Genomic DNA, 23,347 nt, shown 5'->3' with positions numbered 1-23,347 from the left:
GCCCGGCTTTTTTGCCGGGCTAATTGACTCACTCCAGGTAAAACACCTCTTTAAGTTCCTCACTCACCGGGCTGTTATCCGGATTGCTCGGCATCACGTCGCACATATGTTTCCACCAGCGTTGGCATACCTCGGTCTCCGCCACCGCGTTCCAGCGGGCTTCTGACTCGATCTCTACGGTTGCAAAAAGCAGGTTACGCTGTGCATCGAGATAAATAGCGTAGTGATGAGCACCGTGCTGCTTAAGAACCGCCTCCAGCTCTGGCCAAATCGGCGAATGGCGGCGTTGATACTCTTCATGGGCATCGGGGTTCACCTGCATCACAAAGGCTTTGCGGATCATAACGCCTCCAGGTACAGCGCCCGCACTTCTTCACGGGTGGCGGTACGCGGGTTGCACGGCGCGCACGGGTCGGCGAGCGCTTTATCCAGCCAGTCTTCGATATCTGCATTAGTCACGCCCAGTGCAGCGAAGCCTGACGGAATGCCGACGCGGGCCGACAGGGTGCGGATCGCTTCGATGGCCTTATGGCTGGCCTGCTCGTCGGTTAATCCGTGAATATCCACGCCCATCGCCTGGGCTATGCGCGCAAAACGCGCCACGGCGTTCGGTCGGTTAAAATTCTCAATCACCGGCAGCAGGATCGCATTGCAGACGCCGTGCGGCAGGTTATGAGTCGCGCCCGGCTGATGCGCCAGCGCGTGCACCAGGCCAAGCCCAGCGCTGTTAAACGCCATTCCCGCCAGATACTGCCCGTACGCCATCATTTCGCGCGCTTGCAGGTTGTGACCGTTGTCCACCGCCTGCGGCAGCCACTGGCTGATTAAACGGATGGCTTCCAGCGCGTTGGCGTCAGTCAGCGGATGCGCGCCCACCGAGACATAGGCTTCCACCGCGTGGGTCAGGGCGTCCATACCGGTTGCGGCAGTGACGGCAGCCGGGATATCCAGCATCACGCTGGCATCATCCACAGCGATATCCGGGATGATATTCGGGTCGATAATCACCTCTTTTACCTGGCGTTCGCTGTCGATGATCACCGCGTTGCTGGTCATCTCCGCCGCCGTACCGGCGGTAGTGTTAATCGCCACCAGCGGCACGCCCGGATGAGTGACTTTGCCAACGCCGGAGTAAGCGGTGGATGGCCCTGGATTGGCGGTCAAAATCTTCACCGCTTTGGCGGTATCAATCGGGCTGCCGCCCCCGAAAGCGATGATGTAATCACACTGCGCCTCGTTAAACGCGGCGAAACCCTGCTGCACCAGCGCTTCTGTCGGGTTAGGGAACACCTTATCAAACAGCTGGTATGAAAGCTGATGGGCGTCCAGCGCGGTAAACAGGCTGTCCAGCAGGCCCATTTTCACCAACTGACCGTCGGTGACGATCAGCGCTTTGCCCCATTTTTTCCCGGCGATCAGTTTGACCATATCGCCAATCGCGCCTGCGCCGTGCAGGCTGATTTTCGGCAATGCTAATAAAAAGCTCATGGCTGTCTTCCTTTACAGTTCCAGCGCGCTGGCGAGCGGGGTAACGCCAAAGCGTTTGCCCAGCGCGATCAGCTCATCGCGGGAGATGGTTTGTTTCATGCCGCCCATGGAGATCACTTTCACCAGGATTTCGGCGGATTTCTCGGCGGTATCAATCAGGCCGAAGGCTTCATCCAGCGTCGGGCCGCTGCCGAAAACCCCGTGGAACGGCCACAGTACCAGCGAATGCTTGCTCATTTCGTGCGCGGTGGCCTGGCCGATTTCATCGGTGCCCGGCACCATCCACGGCAGAATGCCTACGCCGTCCGGGAACACCACCAGGCACTCGGTGCTGCCTTCCCACAGTTTGCGGGTGATGACGTCGGTGCGGTTTTCCAGCACATAGGTCAGCGCAATCAGGTTGGTGGCGTGGCAGTGCATAATCACGCGGTCTTTGCCCTGGGTAGCTTTGATGCGCTCGCAGTGGGACAGGAAATGCGCCGGAAGCTCAGAGGTCGGCACCGCGCTCTCTTCCAGACCCCACAGGATGTGATAACCCGCGCCGTCGCTGTCGATTTTTACAATGCCGAGGTTGGCCGCCGGGGCCAGTTGCACGTTGCGGAAGAATTTGCCGGAGCCGGTGACGATAAACGGCGTGTTCGCCAGCAGCGGCATCGGTTGGCTGAGAGCGATATAGCGCGGTTTGGTATGGAAATCGGCCTGATAATCCGCGATATCCGCCTCATCCAGGCGCAGCGTTAAGTTACCGCCGTTGCGCTCGTCCCAGCCCTTCAGCCAGGCGTCGGTGGTGGCTTTGATCATGCCCTGAACGAACCAGGAATTAATAATAGTCTGCATAGTGTTGTTTCCTTTACGGGGCCAGCCAGCGGCCCCTGTGAACCTGAGTCGTTGCGCGTTATGCGCGTTTGCGCAGAACGCTTTCTTCGTAGGCGCGGACGCTTTCCAGCCATTCGCTGCCCGCCGGGGTATCGTTGCGCTGGCAATACATCTCCCACACCGCCTGCCACGGCAGGGATTTCTGCTCTTCCATCAGCGCCAGACGACCGGTGTAATCGCCGTTCAGCTCCAGCTTGCGCAGGTGATCGGTGGGTTCCAGCAGGGCGCGCAGCAGGGCTTTTTTCATGTTGCGAGTGCCGATAACCCACGCCGCGATGCGGTTAATCGAGGCGTCGAAGAAGTCGAGGCCGATATGCACGCGGTCGAACAGGTCATGGCGAATGATTTCGCTGGCGATGGCCTGAGTTTCATCATCCAGCAGCACCACGTGGTCGCTGTCCCAGCGTACCGGGCGGCTGACGTGCAGCAGCAGGCGCGGCACATACAGCATGGCGGCGGAAATCTTGTCGGAAATCACTTCGGTCGGATGGAAGTGACCCGCGTCGAGGCACAGCGCGGTCTGGCGGCTGGCGGCGTAGCCCATATAGAACTCATTGGAGCCGACGGTGTAGCTTTCTGCGCCAATGCCAAACAGTTTGCTTTCAACGGCGTCGATATGGTGGGCATCGTCGAACTTCTCGCTGATGACTTCGTCCAGGGCGGCGATCAGGCGCTGGCGCGGGCCAAGGCGGTCAACCGGCACATCTTTCATGCCGTCCGGGATCCAGATGTTCATCACTGACGGGGTACCCAACTGTTCGCCGAAGTAAGCGGAAATGCGGCGGCTGGCTTTGCAGTGGTCGATCCAGAACTGACGGATTTCATCGTTAGCGTGGGACAGGGTAAAACCGTCGGCGCTCAGCGGATGCGAGAAGCAGGACGGGTTGAAATCGAGGCCAATGTGCTGTTTTTTGGCCCACTCCACCCAGTTTTTGAAGTGCTCCGGTTTAATGGCGTTGCGCTCTACCGGGGTATCGGATTCCAGATAGATCGCGTGCAGGTTCAGGCGTTTCGGGCCAGGGATCAGGCTCATCGCCTGCTCCAGATCGGCGCGCAGCTCGGTAGCGTTACGCGCTTTGCCCGGATAGTTTCCGGTGGCCTGGATGCCGCCGGTCAGCGAGCCTTCCGGGTTTTCGAAACCGGCGACGTCATCGCCCTGCCAGCAGTGCATGGAAACCGGCAGACGATCGAGGGCCGCGAGAGCCTGTTCGGCATCAACGCCAACGGCGGCAAAACGCTGTTTAGCCAGTTCCCATGCCTGATTAATAGAAGTAGTCATGCGCAAAGCTCCTTTGTTTGATGGGTTTGCTGAAACTGCGCAGCAACGCGGGCAATTTCGCTATGTTGATTGGGCGTAAAAGTGGTGAGTGAGCTGGTCTGTTTGATCACCTGGCGGAAGTCGTCGACGTCAGAGATGTCGTCCAGCGCCATCAGCTGGCAGCCGATGTTGCCAAGGGTTGAGGCTTCAATGGGCCCGGCGGAAACCGGCAGCCCGCAGGCATCAGCGCACAGCTGGTTGAGAAAATGGTTCTGGCTGCCGCCGCCAACAATATGCAGGCGGGTAAACGGCTTGCCGCGCAGCCGCGCCAGTTCGTGCAGCACATCGGCATACAGCAGCGCCAGGCTATCGAAAATGGTGCGCGCCAGTTCCGCCTCGGTTTGTGGGACGGGCTGATTGCTCTCCCGGCACGCGGCCTGGATTTCCTTGCTCATGTTGTGCGGATTGATAAACCGATCGTCGTTCGGGTTGATCACACAGCGGCAGGCTGGTAGCTGGCGGGCGCGTTCAATCAGCGCAGGCAGATCGGTGATGTTGTGCTCTTTGGTGACGCGCTGGAGCAGCCACAGCCCCATGATGTTTTTCAACACCCGGTAGCGGCCTTCCGCACCGCCTTCATTGGTGATATTGGCAGCCAGCGCATCGGCGTGGGCATAAGGCGTTTTGCTCTCAAAGCCCATCAACGACCAGGTGCCGGAAGAGAGATACGCGGCGTCTTTGCCCTCCAGCGGCGCGGCGATCACGGCGCTGGCGGTGTCGTGGGTGGCTACAGACACTACCGGGATACGGTTGCCCTGGGCACACACCCAATGGCCGACCACACTCCCCGGATGGCTCGGTTTGCCGAACCAGCTTGCCGGTACGCCCGCCCATTCCAGCAGCGTATCGTCCCAGCTATCAGTATTGATATTAACCAGTTGGGTGGTAGTGGCGTTGGTGTACTCCCAGTTCATCACCCCGGTCAGGCGATAGCACAGGTAATCGGGCATCAGCAGGGCATGCGCCACGCTCTCCACCCGCTCCGGCTGCTGCTGGGTCAGCGCGCGCAGCTGGTACAGGGTATTGAAAGGCAAAAACTGAATGCCGGTGCGGCGATAAATCTCTTCACGGCCCAGGGATTCGCACGCCTGCTGCATGATGCCGTCGGTGCGGCTGTCGCGATAGGCCACTGCCGGGCCGACGCGCTGGCCCTGTGCATCCAGCAGCACCACATCCACACCCCAGGTATCAATACCAATGCTGTCGATGGCGACGCCCTGTTCGCAGGCTTTTTGCAGGCCGAAACGAATTTCGCTTTCCAGCGCGTCCACGTCCCAGCAGTCAAACTGCCCGTCGCGGATCAGCGCGTTGGTGAAGCGGTGGATCTCTTTTAATTGCAGATCGCGGCTGGCGGTATCGAAGCGCGCCAGCATCACGCGGCCGCTTGAAGCGCCCAGATCAACCGCAACGCTATGTCGAATAGACATGATGGGAATCCTTATCTGAATCATTGCCCATCAGTCTAAAAAGAAGCCTGGCGCGTCACCTTCTCGCCACTGACAACGTCAAACCCGCGCTGGCAAGAAGTCAAAGGTGAACGTGAGTGAACTCACAGTTTGCATTTCAGGCAGGTTGTGAGCCTTGCCGCAATTCCCGATCTTTCCCGTGGATTCTTAAAAAACGAACACAATTTGCGCCGTTTAGCGTCGAAAAATTAAGGTGCAGGGTGGGGCGGTTATCTACTATCAAGCGAAATTTCATTGGTGGGAGGTGAAAATGACCGTCTTAACATGCAGCGATTTTTTCCCGTGTAGCGCCGCGACCGTGGCGATTGAACCACGCTTGCCGCAGTCGGCTTTCCCGGAGCATCACCATGATTTTTATGAAATCGTTATTGTTGAGCATGGCACCGGGGCGCATATTTTTAATGGTCAGCCCTATACCCTGAGCGGCGGTTCGGTGTGCTTTGTGCGCGATCGCGACAGGCATCTGTTCGAACATACCGAAAATCTGTGCCTGACCAACGTCCTCTATCGTTCGCCCGACGCGTTCAGCTTTCTCGCCGGGCTGGATAAACTGCTGCCCCAGGAGCAGGACGGTATTTACCCGTCGCACTGGCGTGTGCCGTCGCAGGTACTGGCGCAGGTGAAAAATCTTCTGGCCGATCTGGAAGTATTAGGAAATGCCAGCGACACCCATAGCCTGGCCCAGCGTGAAATCCTGTTTATGCAGTTGCTGATTCAAATCCGCAAAGGCAGTCTCACCGACCAGTCCGCTGGCGCGGATAACCGGCTGAATATGATGATCGGCTGGCTGGAGGAGCACTTTTCCAGCGAGGTCTGCTGGGAGACGCTGGCTGAGCAGTTTGATTTATCGCTGCGAACCCTGCATCGCCAGCTCAAGCAGCAAACCGGGTTGACGCCTCAGCGTTATCTGAACCGGCTGCGTTTGATGCGCGCCCGCCACCTGCTGCGCCACAGCGAGGAAAGCGTTACGGATATCGCGTATCAGTGTGGTTTCGGCGACAGTAACCATTTTTCCACCCTGTTTAAGCGTGAATTTTGTTTCTCTCCGCGTGATATTCGCCAGGGCCGCGATCGCCAGCTCCAGTAACGCGAACGGCATCACCGTTTTTTGTCTCCGGAAATTCAATAATTTCCGATTGCGTCCAGGCCCGCCGCGCCGCCCTGACAGGTTGCGCGGCGGGTGACTTGCGTACTTCCATTTTGACTCACTCCGGGGGCAAATATTGGCCGCTCAGCTGATCCTCAAAAAAGCCGATTTTTTCGCTTCGCCCATGCAGCCGGTGGCGGTGGCGGATCGCTACCCGCAGAATGTGTTCGCTGAACATACCCACGATTTTTGCGAACTGGTGATGGTGTGGCGCGGCAACGGCCTGCACGTTCTTAACGACCGGCCCTGGCGCATCACCTGTGGCGATCTGTTTTATATCAAAGCGGAAGATCGCCACAGCTATGAATCGGTGCACGATCTGGTGCTGCACAATATTATTTATTGCCCGGAACGGCTCACGCTCAATGTGGACTGGGACGCGTTACTGAAACCGCAGGAGCTTAACCCGCGCTGGCGGCTGAACAGCCAGGGCATCGCCCAGGCGCGGCAAATTATCAGCCAGCTCGAACATGAAAGCCCGAAAGATGATGCGCTGTCGCGTACCCTCAGCGAGAGCCTGTTTCTCCAGCTGTGCATTACGCTGCGTCGTCATCGCTATCAGCCAGACAGCGCTGGCGCGCCAGGCCAGGGAGAGATATTGGATCTGCTGATTGCCGCGCTGGACAATAGCGTCAATAACCCCTTTGATTTACAGGCGTTTTGCCAGCGCCACCAGGTGCAAGAGCGCCCGCTGCGCCAGCGCTTTCGCCAGCAAACCGGAATGACCATCAACCATTATCTGCGCCAGTTGCGGATCTGCCAGGCGCAATATTTGCTGCGTCATACTGAGATGCTGATTGGCGATATTGCCTCGCGCTGCGGCTTTGAGGACAGTAACTATTTTTCGGTGGTGTTTACCCGTGAAACGGGCGTGACGCCACGGTTGTGGCGTCAGCAGTGTCATGAATGGTTAAAACGCGAGGGCGTGCGGGAGGGTTAGTTCGCCATCCCCAGGCCCACAATGTTGGCGGCGATGATAATCACCACGCAACCGATGCTCAGTACGCCAACCGGACGGCGTCCCGCCGATTTCCACTCTTTCATAATCAACCCGACCAGGCCACCGCACAGCACATAGAAGCTCATGTGCAGCATCCAGCTCATATAATCGTACTGCGCCGGGATTTTGGCGTGGCCCCAGGCGTAGAAGAAGAACTGCAAGTACCACATCAAACCGGCCAGCATTGAGAACAGCACGTTGCTGATAATTAACGGCTTAGCCAGCGAGAAGTCTGCGCGGACCGACAGGTTCTGCACTTTCGCCAGGCGGATAAAGCAGAAGCCAAGGTTAATCACCGCGCCGCCGCCCATGATGACCACGTAGCTCGGCAGAGCGACATACAGCGGATCGACGCCTAATGCGGCTGCGGCTTCATGCATTGGTTTGGCCGCATCCATCGCAAACGACATCCCGGCGGAGAAAATCCCACACATTACCGCCAGAATCAGCCCTTTTTTGAGGTTGAACTCTTCGGCTTTAATGCCCATCTGGCGTTCTTTGAGCTGGCCCGCGCGGGTTACGATCGCGACGCCAATCAGCGCCACAAACACGCCGAGCAGCGTCATCTGTCCGCCAGGGGTGCCGACCAGTACGCCGAACTTGCCGTTAAGGATTGGCGTCATCAGGGTGCCGACGATTAAGGTGATACCGATGGCGATGCCGATGCCCATCGACATGCCGAGATAGCGCATGGTCAGGCCGTAGTTGATGTTACCGATGCCCCACATCGCGCCGAACAGGAATACCGGCAGCAGCGTGGAGGCGCTAAACGAACCGTAGTAGGACCAGAAATCAGGCAGCAGCGCGGCGCTGACTGCCCAGGGCAGCACGATCCACGAAACTATCCCGCCCACTGACCACATGGTTTCCCATGACCAGTTTTTTACCTGTTTAAAAGGGGCGTAAAAACAGGCGGCGCTGGCCGCGCCAATAAGGTGCCAGAGGATCCCCATCGTTATTGCGTTACTCATTCTTTAATTCCTCATTTTGTCGAATGGCCAGGGGTTCGAGCACACCCCCCAATGACGACGAGTTTAGGGATCCAGGGAAAGCGCTACCTTCGGGCAACTGCCGCGCGCACATCATAAATGGCAAAAAACAGCGGGTGGGTAAGACCGGGATCACAGTTCGAATTTTCTCCTCCCGGCTCGCGCCGGGAGGAGGAGGAGTCAGGCGATTTTCACCGCCGGGATGGCCAGCAGCCAGGCAAGTTTTTCCAGCAGCGCGCCCTGATGGCCAATGCCAATGGCGCAGTGATGTGACGGGCCGCCGAGGCTCCAGCGGGTGGTAAACTCCCGGGCGCTGACGGGGAAGCGGTAGCGGCTATTGGTATTGCCGATATCGAGCGTTTCGCCCGCTACGGCTTCGCCTTCGGCATATTGCAGGATCACCCGGTTCTCTGCGTCTTCCACCACCGACAGGAACGTGACCGGGCCGGGCTTGACCGTCATCTGAATCGACACGCCCTTACCGGGTTTACCGTGATAGACCGGCAGCGGCACCAGCCGTACCTCGCCGTCCGCCATCAGCGGATGCGCCGGCCCATCATGGCCCCACAGCACCACATCATCCTGAAATTCGATCCCATAGGGTTCCGAGAACGAACCGCCTGCGCCCAGCAGCTGCATGATTTTCATCGCCAGTACGTTTTTGATTTCGTACTCGCCCGCCACCGGGATGCCGCGCCCGGTGAGCAGCGTGGTCCCCATGATCACGGAGGTAATGATGTTTTCGTAGGCGTTGCCGTTGCGTCCTTCGTAGTAATAGGCCAGCGCCGCCAGCTGGTTATTTTCCACCAGCGCATCCAGCGCGCAGGCGGTTTGTACCGCGCGATCCAGCTCCGTCTGTTCGCAGGCCGGATCGATATGCATCGCCTGCTCCAGCTCCTGCCATTTGGCCTGGGTCTGGGCCAGCGTGACGTTTTCCCGGTACTCGGCGACCTCGCACATCTCCAGCGGCTTAAAGCGCACGCCGAGCCTGGCCGACAGATTAGTCATATTGCTGTACACATCCACCATGCCGTCATAGTAGTGCCCCAGCACGCCTACTTGCGCAGCCGCCAGCGCCCGCTGCACTTTCACCGCGTCAAGCCACGCGTCGGTTTCCTGCCACACGGCGTCGTCACCTTCCAGCGCGCCGACTAACAGCTGATAGCGAATACCGGCGCGATTAAATACGTTCGCCAGCTCCGGCGCGCTGCATGCCTGGCAATGCGCCAGCCACTCACCAGTACGAGCACCGCGATCGGCAAGGGCGCGAATGGCGCTATAGGGCAGGCCGGGTTCAGGTTGAAGCGCCAGAATCATCACCGGCTTGTTGATACGCTGCACCAGCGGCAGCACCGTAGCGCTGAGCGCATAGGTACTGATATAGAGGCAAATGACATCAACCGGCTGGCTGTTGAGTTCGGCAGCAAAGGCATCGGCTTTATTAACGCTGTCGATCAGACCGCCATTGATGATATGGCGGTCAGGGGAGGAAAGGCGCTGGTGGATGCGCGCCAGATAGCCCGTCAGACGCTGTTCGAGATCGTGAAACTGCGGCCAGTAGGTGTCCAGACCAATCCCAAAAAGTGCGATATTTATCGTCATTTTGTTGCTCCAGGGAACATGAGGAGCATCGACTATGGCCGGTTTACCGGGTGGCTACCTTCGTATTTTTGCCACGACGATAAGTACCTGGCAGAAAAACCGTTATTGCTGTGAAGCTCCTCGCAAACTGACTTATTCCTGTTGTGAATAACCTTATAATAAATGCGGCATTGATAAACATTTTCAATATCATTTAATTAACTATAATGATCCCACTGATTACGCGGCGTTAACACACCGGTTCTGAAAAGGTCCGTTTGCCGCCCGACAATAATGGAGATGAAAAATGAGCTATACACTGCCATCCCTGCCTTACGCTTACGACGCCCTGGAACCGCATTTCGATAAGCAAACGATGGAAATCCATCACACCAAACACCACCAGACCTACGTCAACAACGCTAACGCAGCGCTGGAATCCCTGCCTGAGTTCGCTAACCTGCCGGTAGAAGAACTGATCGCTAAACTGGATCAGGTTCCGGCTGACAAGAAAACCGTACTGCGCAACAACGCAGGCGGCCACGCTAACCACAGCCTGTTCTGGAAAGGCCTGAAAACCGGCACTACCCTGCAGGGCGACCTGAAAGCGGCCATCGAGCGCGATTTCGGTTCCGTGGAAAAATTCAAAGAAGATTTCGAAAAAGCAGCGGCAACTCGCTTCGGCTCCGGCTGGGCGTGGCTGGTACTGCAGGGTGACAAACTGGCTGTGGTCTCTACCGCAAACCAGGACAGCCCGCTGATGGGTGAAGCGATCTCCGGCGCATCCGGTTTCCCGATCCTGGGCCTGGACGTGTGGGAACACGCTTACTACCTGAAATATCAGAACAAACGTCCTGACTACATCAAAGCCTTCTGGGAAGTGGTGAACTGGGACGAAGCTGCTGCACGTTTTGCTGCCAAAAAATAAGGTTGCAATATTGCAGTGATAAAGCGAGCCTGAGGCTCGCTTTTTTTGTATCCGCATAAGGAGCAGCAGATGCATTATCCCGCAGACATTTACATCGGGCAGGTGCGTGATTACCCCGGCAGCCGCCCCAGCGCCATCGCTAAAGTTCAGGTCGAAGGCGCGTTAACCCTGACCGATTTGGGTCTGGAAGGCGATCAGCAGGCGGAAAAAGTGATCCACGGCGGCCCGGATCGCGCGCTTTGTCATTATCCTCGCGAGCATTACGCCCAGTGGGCGCGCGAGTTCCCGGCGCAGGCGGATCGGTTTATCGCCCCGGCGTTTGGCGAAAACCTCTCAACCGTCGGGCTGACCGAAGAGAACGTCTACATCGGCGATATTTTTCGCTGGGGCGAGGCGCTGATTCAGGTCACCCAGCCGCGCTCGCCATGCTTCAAGGTGAATTTTCATTTTGCCATCAGCGATTTGTCATTGCTGATGCAACAAACCGCGCGCACCGGCTGGTTATATCGCGTGGTCCAGGCCGGTGTGGTCAGCGCCGATGCGCCGCTTGAACTGGCATCCCGTACCAGCGACGTCAGCATCCGCGACGCCGCCGCTATTGCCTGGCATATGCCGTTTGACGATGATCAGTATCATCGCCTGTTAAGCGCGGCTGGGTTATCGGTGAGTTGGACCCGAACCATGCAAAAGCGCCGTATTTCAGGACAAATCGAGGATTATTCGCGTCGGTTGTGGGGGAGTGTAAGGCCAGCGGGGTGATGTTTTTTTAGCCTGGCGCTTGTTTAGTGACTGTTTTAAGCCCATCATCACCTCAATTTCAGTTGATTTTGAGGTGAAGCGTGAAGGTTACCCCACCGCCGCAGCGGTTGCCCCTTAGCGGTATGACGCCAAAGTTCATCATGGAATATCTGGTGGACTACCGTCTTAAAGGCACGCCATACCTGCATTACGATCAACTCAAGCGCCGCATCCGCGACCCGGAAAAATTAATTTCCCTTTGGCAACATATCGTGATGGCGCGCCGGATTTCCGCCACGCAACTTCCCTTATTACGTACCCGAGATCTGTCGGTCAAAAATTGCATCCCCCGGATTAATGTAACCGCGCTGATTCAAAAATCGTGTTCTGTCGTTGATCGCTTAACCTCGTCCGCGGCTGAAACCGAACGCTATGAAAAATTCGACGCGGCAGATTATTTAATGGATGAGTTAACGCTGGCTGAGGCCATTGCCTCCAGTCAGCTGGAAGGCGCGGCCACAACCAGCCGGGTGGCGCTGGAAATGCTTAAAGTTGGGCGCATGCCGCGCGACGAGGGCGAGAAAATGATCATGGGGAATTACCGCATGATGAATTATGTCTCCGGGCGGGGAAGTGCGCCGTTTAACGTAGAAGAAATACAGGCGCTGCATCGGGTGGCCATTGCGGGTATCAGCGATGATAAATATACCCCCGGACAGCTCAGAACGGCGAACGATAAGATTGTCGTCGCCGATCATCAGGGCAATGTGATCCATACGCCTCCTGACGCGGACACGCTACCCGACGCGCTAGAATGTTTATGCATGTTTATCAATACGCCCCATGAAAGCGCAGACGATGAAACCTATCTCCATCCGCTGGTAAAAGCCTGCATTATTCATTTTATGATTGGCTATTTGCATCCTTTTAAAGACGGTAACGGCAGAACCGCCAGGGCAATGTTTTACTGGTATATGCTGAAATGTGGCTATACCGCGTTCCGCTATATCTCAATCTCGAAATTGTTAAAAAACGCACCGGCCAAATATGTGCGCGCTTATCTTTACTCTGAAACTGATGAGATGGATTTAACCTATTTCGTCAACTATCAGTGTGAGATTGTGTCACGCGCCGTTCAAGAATATCTGGATTATATTCAACAGTTTATTCATACCCGCGTTGAGTTGCGCGCCTGGTTATATGACTCAGGGATTTTTAGCCAGATTAACGCCCGTCAGCGCGATTTAGCAACCATCGCCATTAATCAACCCGGCATTTTGTTTACCGCTGCGGAAGTCTGTGCGCGGATGGGCGTATCAGAAAATACGGCCCGCGAGGATTTAAAGAAACTCACTGCGCTGGGCCTGATGAAAGCGATGAAAGAGGGGAAAGGCAACGTCTATCTTTCACCGCGTAATTTGCATGAACTTAAAAAGTGGCGCGGGAAAAACGATAAAGCCGCGTCTGCTCAGGACTGGTGATTTTCTGTACTCATCCCTGAGCGCGACCCAGCTTTACGCTGCATCCACGCGCTTCGACACGCTGGCGCTGGAGGCTGGCAACGATGCCAGCACCGAAGTAAATTCCGGGTCCGGTACCAGCGAATCACGGCTGATTTCTTTAATCGATTTCGCGCCGGTCAGGGTCATCGCGACCCGCATCTCTTTCTCGATCAGATTCAGCAGATTCGCCACGCCCGCCTGGCCGTGGGTCGCCAGCGCGTAGAGGTAAGCGCGGCCCAGCAGTACGGTATCCGCGCCCAGGGCGATCATTCGCACCACATCCAGACCGCTGCGAATGCCGCTGTCGGCCAGAATAGCGATATCGCCTTTCACCGCGTCGGCAATGGCGGGCAGCGCGCGTGCCGAGGAGAGCACGCCGTCGAGCTGGCGGCCGCCGTGGTTAGAGACCACAATCCCGTCTGCGCCGAAGCGCACCGCGTCTTTGGCGTCTTCCGGGTCGAGAATGCCTTTAATCACCATCGGGCCGTCCCAGAATTCACGGATCCACTCCAGGTCTTTCCAGGATATCGACGGGTCGAAGTTGTTCGCCAGCCAGCCGATGTAATCTTCCAGCCCGGTGGGCTTGCCGAGATAGGCGGAGATATTGCCTAAATCGTGCGGGCGACCGTGCAAACCTACGTCCCACGCCCACTGCGGATGGGTCGCCGCCTGCCAGTAACGGCGCATCGCCGCATTGGCGCCGCTCATCCCGGAGTGCGCGTCGCGATAACGCGCGCCAGGGGTCGGCATATCCACGGTAAACACCAGCGTTGAGCAGCCCGCCGCTTTGGCGCGCTCCAGGGCGTTGCGCATAAACCCGCGATCGCGCAGCACGTACAGCTGGAACCACATCGGGCGCTGAATTTTCGGCGCGACTTCTTCAATCGGACATACCGATACGGTGGACAGCGTAAAGGGGATTCCTTTGGCGTCTGCCGCTTTCGCCGCCTGCACTTCGCCGCGCCGCGCGTACATGCCGCACAGCCCGACCGGTGCCAGCGCCACCGGCATCGACAGGGTTTCGTCGAACAGCTTTGTTTCGAGGCTCAGGTCGGACATATTTTTCAGTACCCGCTGGCGCAGAGCGACTTGCGACAGATCTTCCACGTTGCGGCGCAGGGTATATTCGGCATAGGCCCCGCCGTCGATGTAGTGGAACAGGAACGGCGGCAGGATACGTTGGGCGGCGGCGCGGTAGTCGCTGGCGGCGGAAATAATCATCATTCGTTCTCCCTGGGATTGTCGTCGATGTCGGGCAGGCGGGTGACTCGCGCCTGACGCGCCACATCTTCATCAAGACGTTTAATGGTGGAATGGACAAAGCCGAGGTGATGGGTGACGGCTTTGCGCGCCCGCTCGGCATCCCCGGCTAAAATGGCGTCCAGCACCTCGCGGTGCTGTTCGGTGAGCTGTGAAAAAATCGGCGGTTCAAGGTACATGCGCTGGCGGCTCTGCATCACCGAGGATTGCAGCAGATCGAAAAAGCCGCGCATGGTCTGGAGCAGCACCACGTTGTGCGAAGCCTCCGCCACGGCCAGGTGGAATCGCACGTCGGCCTGGGCGGCGAGATCCGGGTCATCGCGCTCGGTAAACTTCAGCGTGGCGTCGAAGCAGTAGCGCAGCTTCTCTTTATCCGCGTCGGTGGCGCGTAGCGCCGCGTGCCAGGCGGTGCTGGCCTCAATGGCGTGGCGGGCTTCCAGAATGTCATAGCGATAGCCCGGATCGTCCGCCAGCAGCGTTTTAATCGGCTGGACGATGCGTTGTTCCGACCACGGCTCAAGCTGATAGCGCACAAAGGTGCCGCCACCCCGGCGGCTGACCAGCGTGCCTTCGCGAATCAAAATCTGTATCGCCTCGCGCACGCTATTGCGCGAGACGCCGAGGATCACCGCCAGCTGGCGCTCGGACGGCAGGCGCATCCCGCCGTCGAGCTGCTGGTCCGCGATCAGCGCCTGAATACGCTCGACCAGTTGGTCAGCCAGGCGCAGCGTGGTTATCGTCATGGAATCATCCAGGTTAAGACATAGGCCTGAAGCGTGGTGATCACGCCCACCATGCAGGTAAAGATCAGGCTGTGTTTCACCGTGAAGCGGAACAGATCCGATTCTTTGCCCACCAGCCCTACGGCGGCGCAGGCGATGGCGATGGACTGCGGCGAAATCATTTTGCCGGTGACCCCGCCAGTGGTGTTGGCGGCGACCATCAATACATCCGATACGCCAATCTGCTGCGCGGCGGTGGCCTGAAGCGCGGCGAACAGGGCGTTAGACGAGGTATCCGACCCGGTCAGGAATACCCCCAGCCAGCCGAGGAACGGCGAGAAGAAAGTGAACGCCGAACCGGTGTGCGCCAGCGCTAAGGCAAGCGTAGACGACAGCCCCGAATAGTTGGAGATAAAGGCGAAGGCCAGAACCATCCCGATGGAGTAAATCGGCAGCGCCAGCTCTTTCAGCGTTTCACCAAAAGTTTTGATCGCCGCAGCGGGTTTCATTTTCAGCCAGACGATGGAGATCAGCCCGGCGAACAGGATCGCGGTGCCGGTGGCGGAGAACCAGTCGAATTTGTACACCGCAGCATACGGCGTGGCGGCGCTGACCACCGGCGGCATACGGGCAACCAGTTTATCCAGATACGGCACGGAAACGTTAATCACCATGTCGTACAGCGCGCCGCCAGGGGCGAACAGCGCTTTAAACGGCGGGATACTCCACAGCGTGACGGTCGCAGTCAGGAACAGGAACGGCGACCATGCGCGAATCACCTGGCGAGCGGTGTAATTTTTACGGGCCAGCGTTTGATCGACCACCGATGCGCCCATATCGCCGAAGCGGAAGATGCGCGTCGGCTGCCAGCGCTTCAGGAACAGGGTCAGGCACACCAGCGAAACCAGCGAGGAGATAATGTCCGGCAGTTCCGGGCCGATAAAGTTGGAGCTGAGGTACTGGGCGATAGCGAAGGAGCCGCCTGCGACCATCACCGCAGGCCAGGTCTCTTTAATGCCGCGCCAGCCGTCCATAATTCCCATGATCCAGAACAGCACGATGATGGTCAGGAACGGTAGCTGGCGGCCCACCATCTGGCCGATTTCAAAGCTGTCCAGACCGGTCACCTGGCCTGCCACCAGAATCGGGATGCCCATCGCGCCAAATGCCACCGGCGCGGTGTTAACAATCAGGCACAGCCCGGCGGCGTACAGCGGGTTAAAGCCGAGGCCCACCAGCAGGGCGGCGGTAATCGCTACCGGCGCGCCGAACCCCGCAGCCCCTTCAAGGAAGGCCCCGAAGCAGAAGCCGACGATCAGCATTTGCAGGCGCTGGTCCGGAGTAATCGACAGTATTGATGAACGGATGATGTCGAACTGCCCGGTTTTTACCGAAATTTTGTAGACAAACACCGCCGCGATGATGATCCAGGCAATCGGCCACAGGCCGTAGAAGAAGCCGTAAATCACCGATGCAAACGCGTTATCCGCAGGCATCTCGTAGAAGAACAGCGCAACCGCCAGCGCGATCGCCACGGTCCAGGACGCAGCGACATAGCCTTTCAGCTTCAGCTTAATCAGCGCGAAGAAGAAAAACAGGATCGGTAACGATGCGATAAGACTGGAAAGCCAAATGTTGCCAGCCGGATCGTAGTTTTGTTGCCAAAGGCTCATGCAATTCTCCCGAGGACCGCAAATGCGCTTACGCAAGGAGTCTCCGCTCGGCTTTGCGTCACGTTATTTGTAAATGTGGTCCTACCAATAGTGTGATGTAGGGTTGGTGTCGATGAATGGTTAACCAAATGTTGCTTGTATGCAATGTGGTGGTAACGGGTATTTTGTGGCTTTGTGATTTTTGAGGGGAAATTTTTGCGAATTGGTTGGGCCAATTAGACCGCATTCAGGCTTGCGTTTAAGGTGATTTATCAGGAGGAGAGGAGAACAACGACTGGAGGAAGAAGCAGAAAAATGCGCTGCACCAGCGTTTGCCCCTGGTGCAGGATGAGAGAACGTTAAAACTCGCTCTTCGCAAAGCCGGTCATGACTTTCAGACCCATTTCCCGGCCCAGCGCCGTCATCGGGTGAACCACCACCAGGCCGCGGACGCTTTTTTTCAGCTTGCCCATATCGGCCTGCTCTTTTTTAGTGATGGCGCGCTTAAAGGGCATATCCATCAGCTTTTGCGCTTCTTTGCTGAGCTTCTGGCTGACCACCCCGTGCAGACGGGCGATTTCGGTTTCCAGGGTTTCTTTTTCTTTGTCCAGCTCGGCGTATTTATCCGCGTGCTCAACCAGCGACAGGCCTGCCTGCTGGTGGCGAATGGCGTCCAGACGATCGCTAAGACGTTTGATTTCGTTTTTTTCGACTTCTTTCATGATGATGACTCAAAACTGTGGGAATTAACTACAAGGATACACTATTGTGCGCAGGCTTACTTCTGGAAGGCTTTTTTTAAGCTTACCCGGGAGATAAGCTCAGTCAGGGAGAGAACCATGGTGGAGCGGACGATTTGCTGGTAGCGCTGTTTCTGCATCGCGTTAAGCGCCGGATCGCCGCCAACGTCAAAAACCGGCGCGGGAGGCAGGGCACTGACGCAGTGCAGTTCGCCAAACGGGCCGAGGATTTCATCGTCAGTGAAAGCGTATTCGTTGCCGTCGTGATTCAGCTCTTCGCGCAGCGCCATTAATAACTCGCAGTCTTCATATTCGGCGCGGCTGATCACGCCAAGGCCGTAGATGAGTTTTAATCGCACGGAGAGATCGCCCAGCGGGCCGTCGCCGTCCAGCAGGGGCTCAACGGCGTATTTCACCGCGTAGTCATCTTTGCGGAAGACCTGAAGCACCAGGATATTAACCGCCTCGGTCAGTAATTCTACCGCGGCGATTAACAGGCTTCGGACGGTTTTGCCAGCATTCAGACGCTCAAGCACACGGTTTTCAAAAGCCTGTGTTTCTTCCATTTTTGCCTGCATATCTGACAATCTAAAAACGGGTGCGGATTGCACCGCACCCGGACACATCATGGTTGCGCGTTGTACGCGTTAACTGCCGCTGCCACAACCTCGCTGTTGGCATCCAGACCGGAGATCTCAGCCAGCGTTGCCTGCGGGCCTCTCTCTGCCAGCAACTGCGCCAGCTCCTGGGCCTGCGGGTCCTGTTCGCTGCGATAGTGCATCGCGGCGGCAATCCCCAGCACCAGGTTATCGTGCGGCAAACCGTATTCCAGCGTGCCCAGCAGCGGTTTGATCAAACGATCGCCCGCGCTCAGCTTACGCAGCGGCTGGCGGCCCACGCGCTCAACGTCGTCTTTCAAATACGGGTTTTCGAAACGACCGAGGATTTTCTGGATGTATGCCGCATGTTTATCGGCATCAAAACCGTAGCGCTTAATCAGCACCGCGCCGCTCTCTTCCATCGCACCTTTCACCACAGCGCGGATTTTCTCATCGAGAATAGCGTCGCGAATGGTCTGATGACCCGCCAGTTTTCCGAGGTACGCGGTTATAGCATGCCCGGTGTTAAGGGTGAAGAGTTTGCGCTCGACAAACGCCATTAAATTGTCGGTCAGTTCCATGCCCGGAATGTTTGGCAAATCGCCTTTAAACTGGGTTTTATCGACAATCCACTCGCTGAAGGTTTCTACCGTGACTTCCAGCGGATCGTTGGTGGCGGATTCGGACGGCGGAACGATGCGGTCAACGGCGGAGTCCACAAAGCCGATATGCTCATCCACCCACTCCTGATCGTCAGCCGCCAGCGCCGCCATCACGTGGCCTTTCAGCTGGCTGGTGCCGCGCACCATGTTTTCACAGGCGATGATGTTCAGCGGGGCGGTGTTGCCGTTGGCTCTGCGCATCATCAGGCCTTTGGCGATGGCGGGCGCGATGCGCTCTAATACCACCGGGCCGACCGCCGTGGTGACTAAATCCACTTCAGAAATCAACGTAACCACATCGTCGCCAATGCTGCTGACCGCGTTCACGCCGGATACCGTGTCGACCTGTTCGTTTTCGCCGACAACGTGTACCTGATAGCTGTGACGCGCGTTCAACGCATCCAGGACGGTTTGGTTTACATCGGCGAAAGTGAGGCTGATACCCGCATCTGCGAGCAGTTTGCCGATGAAACCACGTCCAATATTACCTGCGCCAAAATGTAATGCTTTCATTGTCTGAACCTTCCTAAATTTGAATCACCCGAGAGGGTTGGGGTGAAGAGCCGAACGTCGTGCCCCTCACCCAAACCCTCTCCCGTGAAGGGAGAGGGAAAGGAATTACGCTTTCTTACCGCTTAACAGGTCGAGAACTTCCTGAACGCTGGAGGTATTCGCCAGACGCTCAATCACGGTTTCATCATCCAGCGCATTGGTCAGGCTGGTGATGACCTGGATGTGCTCGTTGTTGCGGGCCGCGATGCCGATAACCAGACGGGCAATATCGTCTTCCTCTTCGCCAAAACGCACGCCTTGCGGGTACTGGCAGAAGACAACGCCGGTTTTCAGTACGCGATCTTTCGCTTCTACGGTGCCGTGCGGTACCGCGATGGACTCACCCAGATAGGTCGGGGTCAGTTTCTCACGCTCCAGCATCGCATCCACGTATTCTGGCTGCACGTAGCCGCCTTTTACCAGCTGCTCGCCGGCAAAGCGAATCGCTTCTTCTTTGTGGCTCGCGGTGCGGCCCAGGAAGATGTTTTCCGCGCTCAGCTTAAACAGGTGGGTGTCGTTGGCGTCAAAGCTGTCCTGCAGGCTGGTGCGGACTTTCGCTTCGTTGTCAGTATGACGCTGCGCGGCAACCAGACGTTCGGTCAGGCTGGTGTACAGGCCGCTGTCCAGGAAGTTGGTCAGCGAAATATGCTGGGCCTGCGGAGCCTGGCGCATCGCACGCTCGGTCAGATCGCGGTGGGTAATGACCACATCCACATCAGACGGCAGGCTGTTGATCGCGCTGTTGGTCACGGAGATATTGGTCAAACCCGCATCCTGCACTTTCTTACGCAGCACGCCTGCGCCCATGGCGCTGGAGCCCATACCGGCGTCGCAGGCCACGATGATTTTACGCACGTGGCTCAGGTCGTTAGTCACTTCGCCAGCAGACAGCGGAGTCGCCGCGCCTTTGGACTGTGCTTTCATATCCTGCATACGGCGGGTAGCGGCTTCAATGTCGTCTTCTTCTTTCACCTTGCTGGTTTTCAGCAGGATGGCTGCGATCACGAAGGATACGCCCATTGCCGCGAAGATCGCCACCAGGTTAGCGAAGTAGGCACCTTTTGGGGTCATGGCCAGTACCGCCAGGATAGAACCCGGAGAAGCCGGAGAAACCAGGCCGCCGTCCAGCACGCTCAGGCAGAACACGCCGGTCATACCGCCGAGGATTACGGCGATCAGCAGACGCGGGTTCATCAGCACATACGGGAAGTAAATTTCGTGGATACCGCCCAGGAAGTGGATGATTGCCGCACCGCCCGCAGACTGTTTGGCGCTACCACGACCAAAGAACATGTACGCCAGCAGGATACCCATACCCGGGCCCGGGTTAGCTTCAATCAGGAAGAAGATAGACTTGCCGAGTTCATGAGACTGCTGAATACCCAGCGGCGAGAAGATGCCGTGGTTAATCGCGTTGTTCAGGAACAGAATTTTTGCCGGTTCAACGAAGATGGACGCCAGCGGCAACATATCATGGACAACCATGAAGTTAACGCCTGCCGCCAGTGCTTTAGACAGCACTTCAACCATCGGGCCAATGCCGAGGAACGCCAGAATCGCCAGGATCATACCGATGATGCCAGCGGAGAAGTTGTTCACCAGCATTTCAAAACCGGATTTGATCTTACCGTCTACCCAGCCATCGAAATGTTTAATCGCCCAGCCGCCCAGCGGACCGGCAATCATTGCGCCGAGGAACATCGGCATATCCGCGCCCACAATCACGCCCATGGTGGTGATGGCACCGACCACGCCGCCGCGGTCACCGCCAATCAGACGGCCACCGGTGTAACCGATCAACAGCGGCAGCAGATAGGTGATCATCGGGCCGACAAGTTTCGCCAGCGTTTCGTTCGGCAACCATCCGGTGGGAATAAACAGCGCCGTGATAATACCCCAGGCGATAAATGCGCCGATGTTTGGCATTACCATGTTACTTAGAAAACGACCAAAGCTTTGCACTCTGATCTTGATATCGGATGACATAAAACACCCCTTCTTATGTTTACGCGCAGGCTTGCGGCCCGAGGTTTATTGTGAACGTGGCGGCAGAGGTAGCCGGCTCAATGTCCTGGTGATGCGAAATCTGGCATTGAATCGTTCAACTGTCCAGTCGGTGGGGAATAGTGTGATTTAGATCTCCTTTTGCAGGGGGTAGGCCAGCCATATGGGGTGATCAGGATCACAAATACCCTGTGTAGAAAAAGAACAAAGGTAAAGAAAGCGCCGCATCAGGAGTATAAATGTGATAATAATCACAATTTATGGCGGCTGGTTTGTTATTTGTTTGTGATGATGATCACAATAAATTTTGACTCGGATTTAACTGAATGTGATCAACAGCAAACCTGACTAAGGCTCAGTCGAGGTCTGTAATTTTGCGACATTCAGGACGGTCATCATCCTTCAGCATGATGCAAAGCACCCGTGGCTAAATTATTCTATTATTGAATTATCAAGCGGTACGGGCCTGCAATGGGCTACTTAATAACAGTAAATCATGACAGCCAGATAACAGCGTTATCTCCTCTCTTAAACGCTGGCTGGCGCATTCCACATCACGGATAGCAGACGCATTGCGCCTGATGCCACGGTATCGGGTTGGTTTCTCGTGGGAGGCCGGCATGTTTCTTAATTATTTCGCTCTCGGTGTGTTAATCGTGGTCTTTCTGGTGATTTTCTATGGGGTGATCATTATTCATGACATTCCCTATGAAATAGCCAAAAAGCGTAATCATCCTCATGCGGACGCTATTCATGTGGCAGGCTGGGTTAGCTTATTTACCCTGCACGTTATTTGGCCGTTCTTATGGATTTGGGCCACGCTTTACCGTCCAGAGCGGGGCTGGGGAATGCAGGATGCCCAACGAATAGATGCATTAAATCAGCGTATTATCGCGCTGGAAAATGAACTGGCGCGCCAGGAAAACCTTCAAAAACCAGATGAAACGGGTGAATAATCATGGACCTGCTCATTATCCTCACCTATGTCGCGCTGGCCTGGCTAATATTTAAAATTTTCAAAATACCGGTAAATAAATGGACCATCCCCACCGCAGCCCTGGGCGGCGTATTTCTGGTAGGGGCGTTAATTTTATTAATGAATTACAACCACCCTTATACGTTTACTGCGCAAAAAGCGGTGGTCTCTATTCCCATCGTTCCCCAGGTTACCGGTGTGGTTGTTGACGTGACGCAAAAGCAAAACCAGCTCATTAAGAAAGGTGAGATGCTGTTTAAGCTTGACCCGACGCGCTATGAGGCCCGGTTAAGAAAATTGCAGGCGGATTTGGTTACCGCGGAGAACGCCACCAAAGTGCTGGAGTCGCAATTGCAGGAAGCCGTAGCGATTACCGATCAGGCTACTGCCGAACGCGACAAATTCTTCAAGGATTATCAACGCTATTTGCGGGGCAGCCAGGCGAAGGTTAACCCGTTTTCCGAGCGGGATATTGATACCGCCCGCCAGCAGTATCTGGCTCAGGAAGCGGTGTTAAAAGCGTCGCTGGCCGACCAGCAACAGATTAAAAGCCAGATTAACAGCCGTCTGTTCGGCGATCGGTCCGAAGTGGCCAGCCTGCGCGCCCAAGTGGCGGAAGCAACCTATAATCTGTCGCAAACCGTGGTGCGCGCCCCGGAAAATGGCTATGTCACGCAGGTTCTGGTACGCCCCGGCACCTATGCGGCGGCGCTGCCGCTACGCCCGGTGATGGTGTTTATCCCCGAGCAAAAACGCCAGGTGATTGCCGCATTCCGCCAGAACTCGCTGCTGCGCCTGCAACCCGGCGATGACGCGGAGGTGGTATTTAATGCGCTGCCGGGACAGGTTTTCCACGGCAAGCTGGCAATGATCAGCCCGATTGTGCCAACCGGCGCGTATCAGTCGCAGGGCACTCTGCAAACGCTCAACATTACTCCCGGCGGCGACGGCGTGATTGCGACGATTATTCTCGACCCCAGCGAAGATATCGATGCGCTGCCGGACGGTATTTACGCCCAGGTCGCCGTCTATTCCCAGCATTTCACCCATGTTTCCGTGATGCGCAAAGTGCTGCTGAGGATGACCAGCTGGATGCACTATCTCTACCTCGATCACTAATCCAGAAAACGGGACGGCAAGTTGCATT

The 23,347-nt window shown here is 56.7% G+C and carries 21 protein-coding genes; 7 read left to right on the top strand and 14 right to left on the bottom strand.

Translation table 11 applies throughout. From position 1 onward, the window contains the following. Positions 1-28: 28 nt before the first annotated feature. Genes rhaM through rhaB form a run of 5 tightly spaced genes read right to left on the bottom strand, consistent with a single transcriptional unit; the run spans position 29 to position 5,109 of the window. Positions 29-343, bottom strand: coding sequence for an L-rhamnose mutarotase (rhaM, locus tag FND52_RS16335; protein WP_144131906.1), 315 nt, complete (start codon positions 341-343; stop codon positions 29-31). Further along, entirely contained in the window at positions 340-1,488 is a 1,149-nt protein-coding gene (gene fucO / locus FND52_RS16330; protein WP_144131904.1) for a lactaldehyde reductase, read from the bottom strand. The genes rhaM and fucO overlap by 4 nt, the downstream gene beginning before the upstream one ends. A gap of 12 nt (positions 1,489-1,500) precedes the next feature. Next, a complete protein-coding gene (gene rhaD / locus FND52_RS16325) occupies positions 1,501-2,325 on the bottom strand; it encodes a rhamnulose-1-phosphate aldolase (protein WP_144131902.1) in 825 nt (274 codons plus the stop codon). A 58-nt stretch (positions 2,326-2,383) separates the two neighbouring features. Beyond that, positions 2,384-3,643 (bottom strand): L-rhamnose isomerase, encoded by a 1,260-nt coding sequence (rhaA, locus tag FND52_RS16320; RefSeq protein WP_144131900.1) that lies wholly within the window; start codon positions 3,641-3,643, stop codon positions 2,384-2,386. Continuing rightward, entirely contained in the window at positions 3,640-5,109 is a 1,470-nt protein-coding gene (gene rhaB / locus FND52_RS16315) for a rhamnulokinase (protein WP_144131898.1), read from the bottom strand. Before rhaB ends, rhaA begins: the two co-directional genes overlap by 4 nt. Positions 5,110-5,398: 289 nt before the next feature. On the opposite strand from rhaB, the gene rhaS reads away from it, so the two are divergent. Then, positions 5,399-6,235: an HTH-type transcriptional activator RhaS gene (gene rhaS / locus FND52_RS16310; protein ID WP_144131896.1), complete on the top strand. Its 837-nt coding sequence runs from the start codon at positions 5,399-5,401 to the stop codon at positions 6,233-6,235. A 136-nt stretch (positions 6,236-6,371) separates the two neighbouring features. Continuing rightward, positions 6,372-7,235: an HTH-type transcriptional activator RhaR gene (gene rhaR / locus FND52_RS16305; protein ID WP_144131894.1), complete on the top strand. Its 864-nt coding sequence runs from the start codon at positions 6,372-6,374 to the stop codon at positions 7,233-7,235. On the opposite strand, the gene rhaT is transcribed toward rhaR, so the two are convergent. Both rhaT and FND52_RS16295 read right to left on the bottom strand, forming a co-directional pair. Then, the gene (rhaT, locus tag FND52_RS16300) at positions 7,232-8,266 is read right to left on the bottom strand and encodes an L-rhamnose/proton symporter RhaT (protein ID WP_125292831.1); all 1,035 of its coding nucleotides are present in this window, start codon (positions 8,264-8,266) and stop codon (positions 7,232-7,234) included. The genes rhaR and rhaT overlap by 4 nt on opposite strands. 198 nt (positions 8,267-8,464) lie before the next feature. Further along, complete coding sequence (locus tag FND52_RS16295) at positions 8,465-9,886, bottom strand: L-fucose/L-arabinose isomerase family protein (RefSeq protein WP_144131892.1); 1,422 nt, start codon at positions 9,884-9,886, stop codon at positions 8,465-8,467. 286 nt (positions 9,887-10,172) lie between these two features. On the opposite strand from FND52_RS16295, the gene sodA reads away from it, so the two are divergent. The 3 genes from sodA (at position 10,173) to FND52_RS16280 (ending at position 13,012) form a co-directional block, all read left to right on the top strand. After that, the gene (gene sodA, locus FND52_RS16290) at positions 10,173-10,793 is read left to right on the top strand and encodes a superoxide dismutase [Mn] (RefSeq protein ID WP_144131890.1); all 621 of its coding nucleotides are present in this window, start codon (positions 10,173-10,175) and stop codon (positions 10,791-10,793) included. Between the two features lie 69 nt (positions 10,794-10,862). Continuing rightward, positions 10,863-11,552 (top strand): 6-hydroxyaminopurine reductase, encoded by a 690-nt coding sequence (gene yiiM, locus FND52_RS16285; protein ID WP_167509370.1) that lies wholly within the window; start codon positions 10,863-10,865, stop codon positions 11,550-11,552. 80 nt (positions 11,553-11,632) lie between these two features. After that, positions 11,633-13,012, top strand: a complete 1,380-nt coding sequence (locus FND52_RS16280) for a Fic family protein (protein ID WP_144131886.1) — start codon at positions 11,633-11,635, stop codon at positions 13,010-13,012. Positions 13,013-13,045: 33 nt separating this feature from the next. Here the strand turns inward: FND52_RS16280 and lldD are convergent, their stop codons facing one another. The 7 genes from lldD to FND52_RS16245 form a co-directional block, all read right to left on the bottom strand. Continuing rightward, positions 13,046-14,254: an FMN-dependent L-lactate dehydrogenase LldD gene (lldD, locus tag FND52_RS16275; RefSeq protein ID WP_144132048.1), complete on the bottom strand. Its 1,209-nt coding sequence runs from the start codon at positions 14,252-14,254 to the stop codon at positions 13,046-13,048. Further along, the gene (lldR, locus tag FND52_RS16270; RefSeq protein WP_125292826.1) at positions 14,254-15,036 is read right to left on the bottom strand and encodes a transcriptional regulator LldR; all 783 of its coding nucleotides are present in this window, start codon (positions 15,034-15,036) and stop codon (positions 14,254-14,256) included. Before lldR ends, lldD begins: the two co-directional genes overlap by 1 nt. Next, entirely contained in the window at positions 15,033-16,688 is a 1,656-nt protein-coding gene (gene lldP, locus FND52_RS16265) for an L-lactate permease (protein ID WP_144131884.1), read from the bottom strand. The genes lldR and lldP overlap by 4 nt, the downstream gene beginning before the upstream one ends. A 338-nt stretch (positions 16,689-17,026) precedes the next feature. Beyond that, a complete protein-coding gene (locus tag FND52_RS16260; RefSeq protein ID WP_144131882.1) occupies positions 17,027-17,389 on the bottom strand; it encodes a YibL family ribosome-associated protein in 363 nt (120 codons plus the stop codon). Between the two features lie 56 nt (positions 17,390-17,445). After that, positions 17,446-18,036, bottom strand: a complete 591-nt coding sequence (gene mtlR / locus FND52_RS16255) for a mannitol operon repressor MtlR (RefSeq protein ID WP_125292823.1) — start codon at positions 18,034-18,036, stop codon at positions 17,446-17,448. Continuing rightward, positions 18,033-19,181 (bottom strand): mannitol-1-phosphate 5-dehydrogenase, encoded by a 1,149-nt coding sequence (gene mtlD, locus FND52_RS16250; protein WP_144131880.1) that lies wholly within the window; start codon positions 19,179-19,181, stop codon positions 18,033-18,035. Before mtlD ends, mtlR begins: the two co-directional genes overlap by 4 nt. A 105-nt stretch (positions 19,182-19,286) precedes the next feature. Then, positions 19,287-21,206, bottom strand: a complete 1,920-nt coding sequence (locus FND52_RS16245) for a PTS mannitol transporter subunit IICBA (RefSeq protein ID WP_144131878.1) — start codon at positions 21,204-21,206, stop codon at positions 19,287-19,289. A gap of 638 nt (positions 21,207-21,844) precedes the next feature. Between FND52_RS16245 and FND52_RS16240 the strand changes: the two genes are divergently transcribed. Continuing rightward, the gene (locus FND52_RS16240) at positions 21,845-22,180 is read left to right on the top strand and encodes a DUF3302 domain-containing protein (protein WP_144131876.1); all 336 of its coding nucleotides are present in this window, start codon (positions 21,845-21,847) and stop codon (positions 22,178-22,180) included. Positions 22,181-22,182: 2 nt separating this feature from the next. Continuing rightward, positions 22,183-23,319 (top strand): HlyD family secretion protein, encoded by a 1,137-nt coding sequence (locus FND52_RS16235; RefSeq protein ID WP_144131874.1) that lies wholly within the window; start codon positions 22,183-22,185, stop codon positions 23,317-23,319. Positions 23,320-23,347: the final 28 nt, after the last annotated feature.

It is taken from the genome of Atlantibacter subterraneus, assembly GCF_007570865.1.
Lineage (GTDB): Bacteria > Pseudomonadota > Gammaproteobacteria > Enterobacterales > Enterobacteriaceae > Atlantibacter > Atlantibacter subterraneus.
Note: the sequence above shows the minus strand (reverse complement) of the source record. Positions and strands in the feature narration are given on the sequence as shown.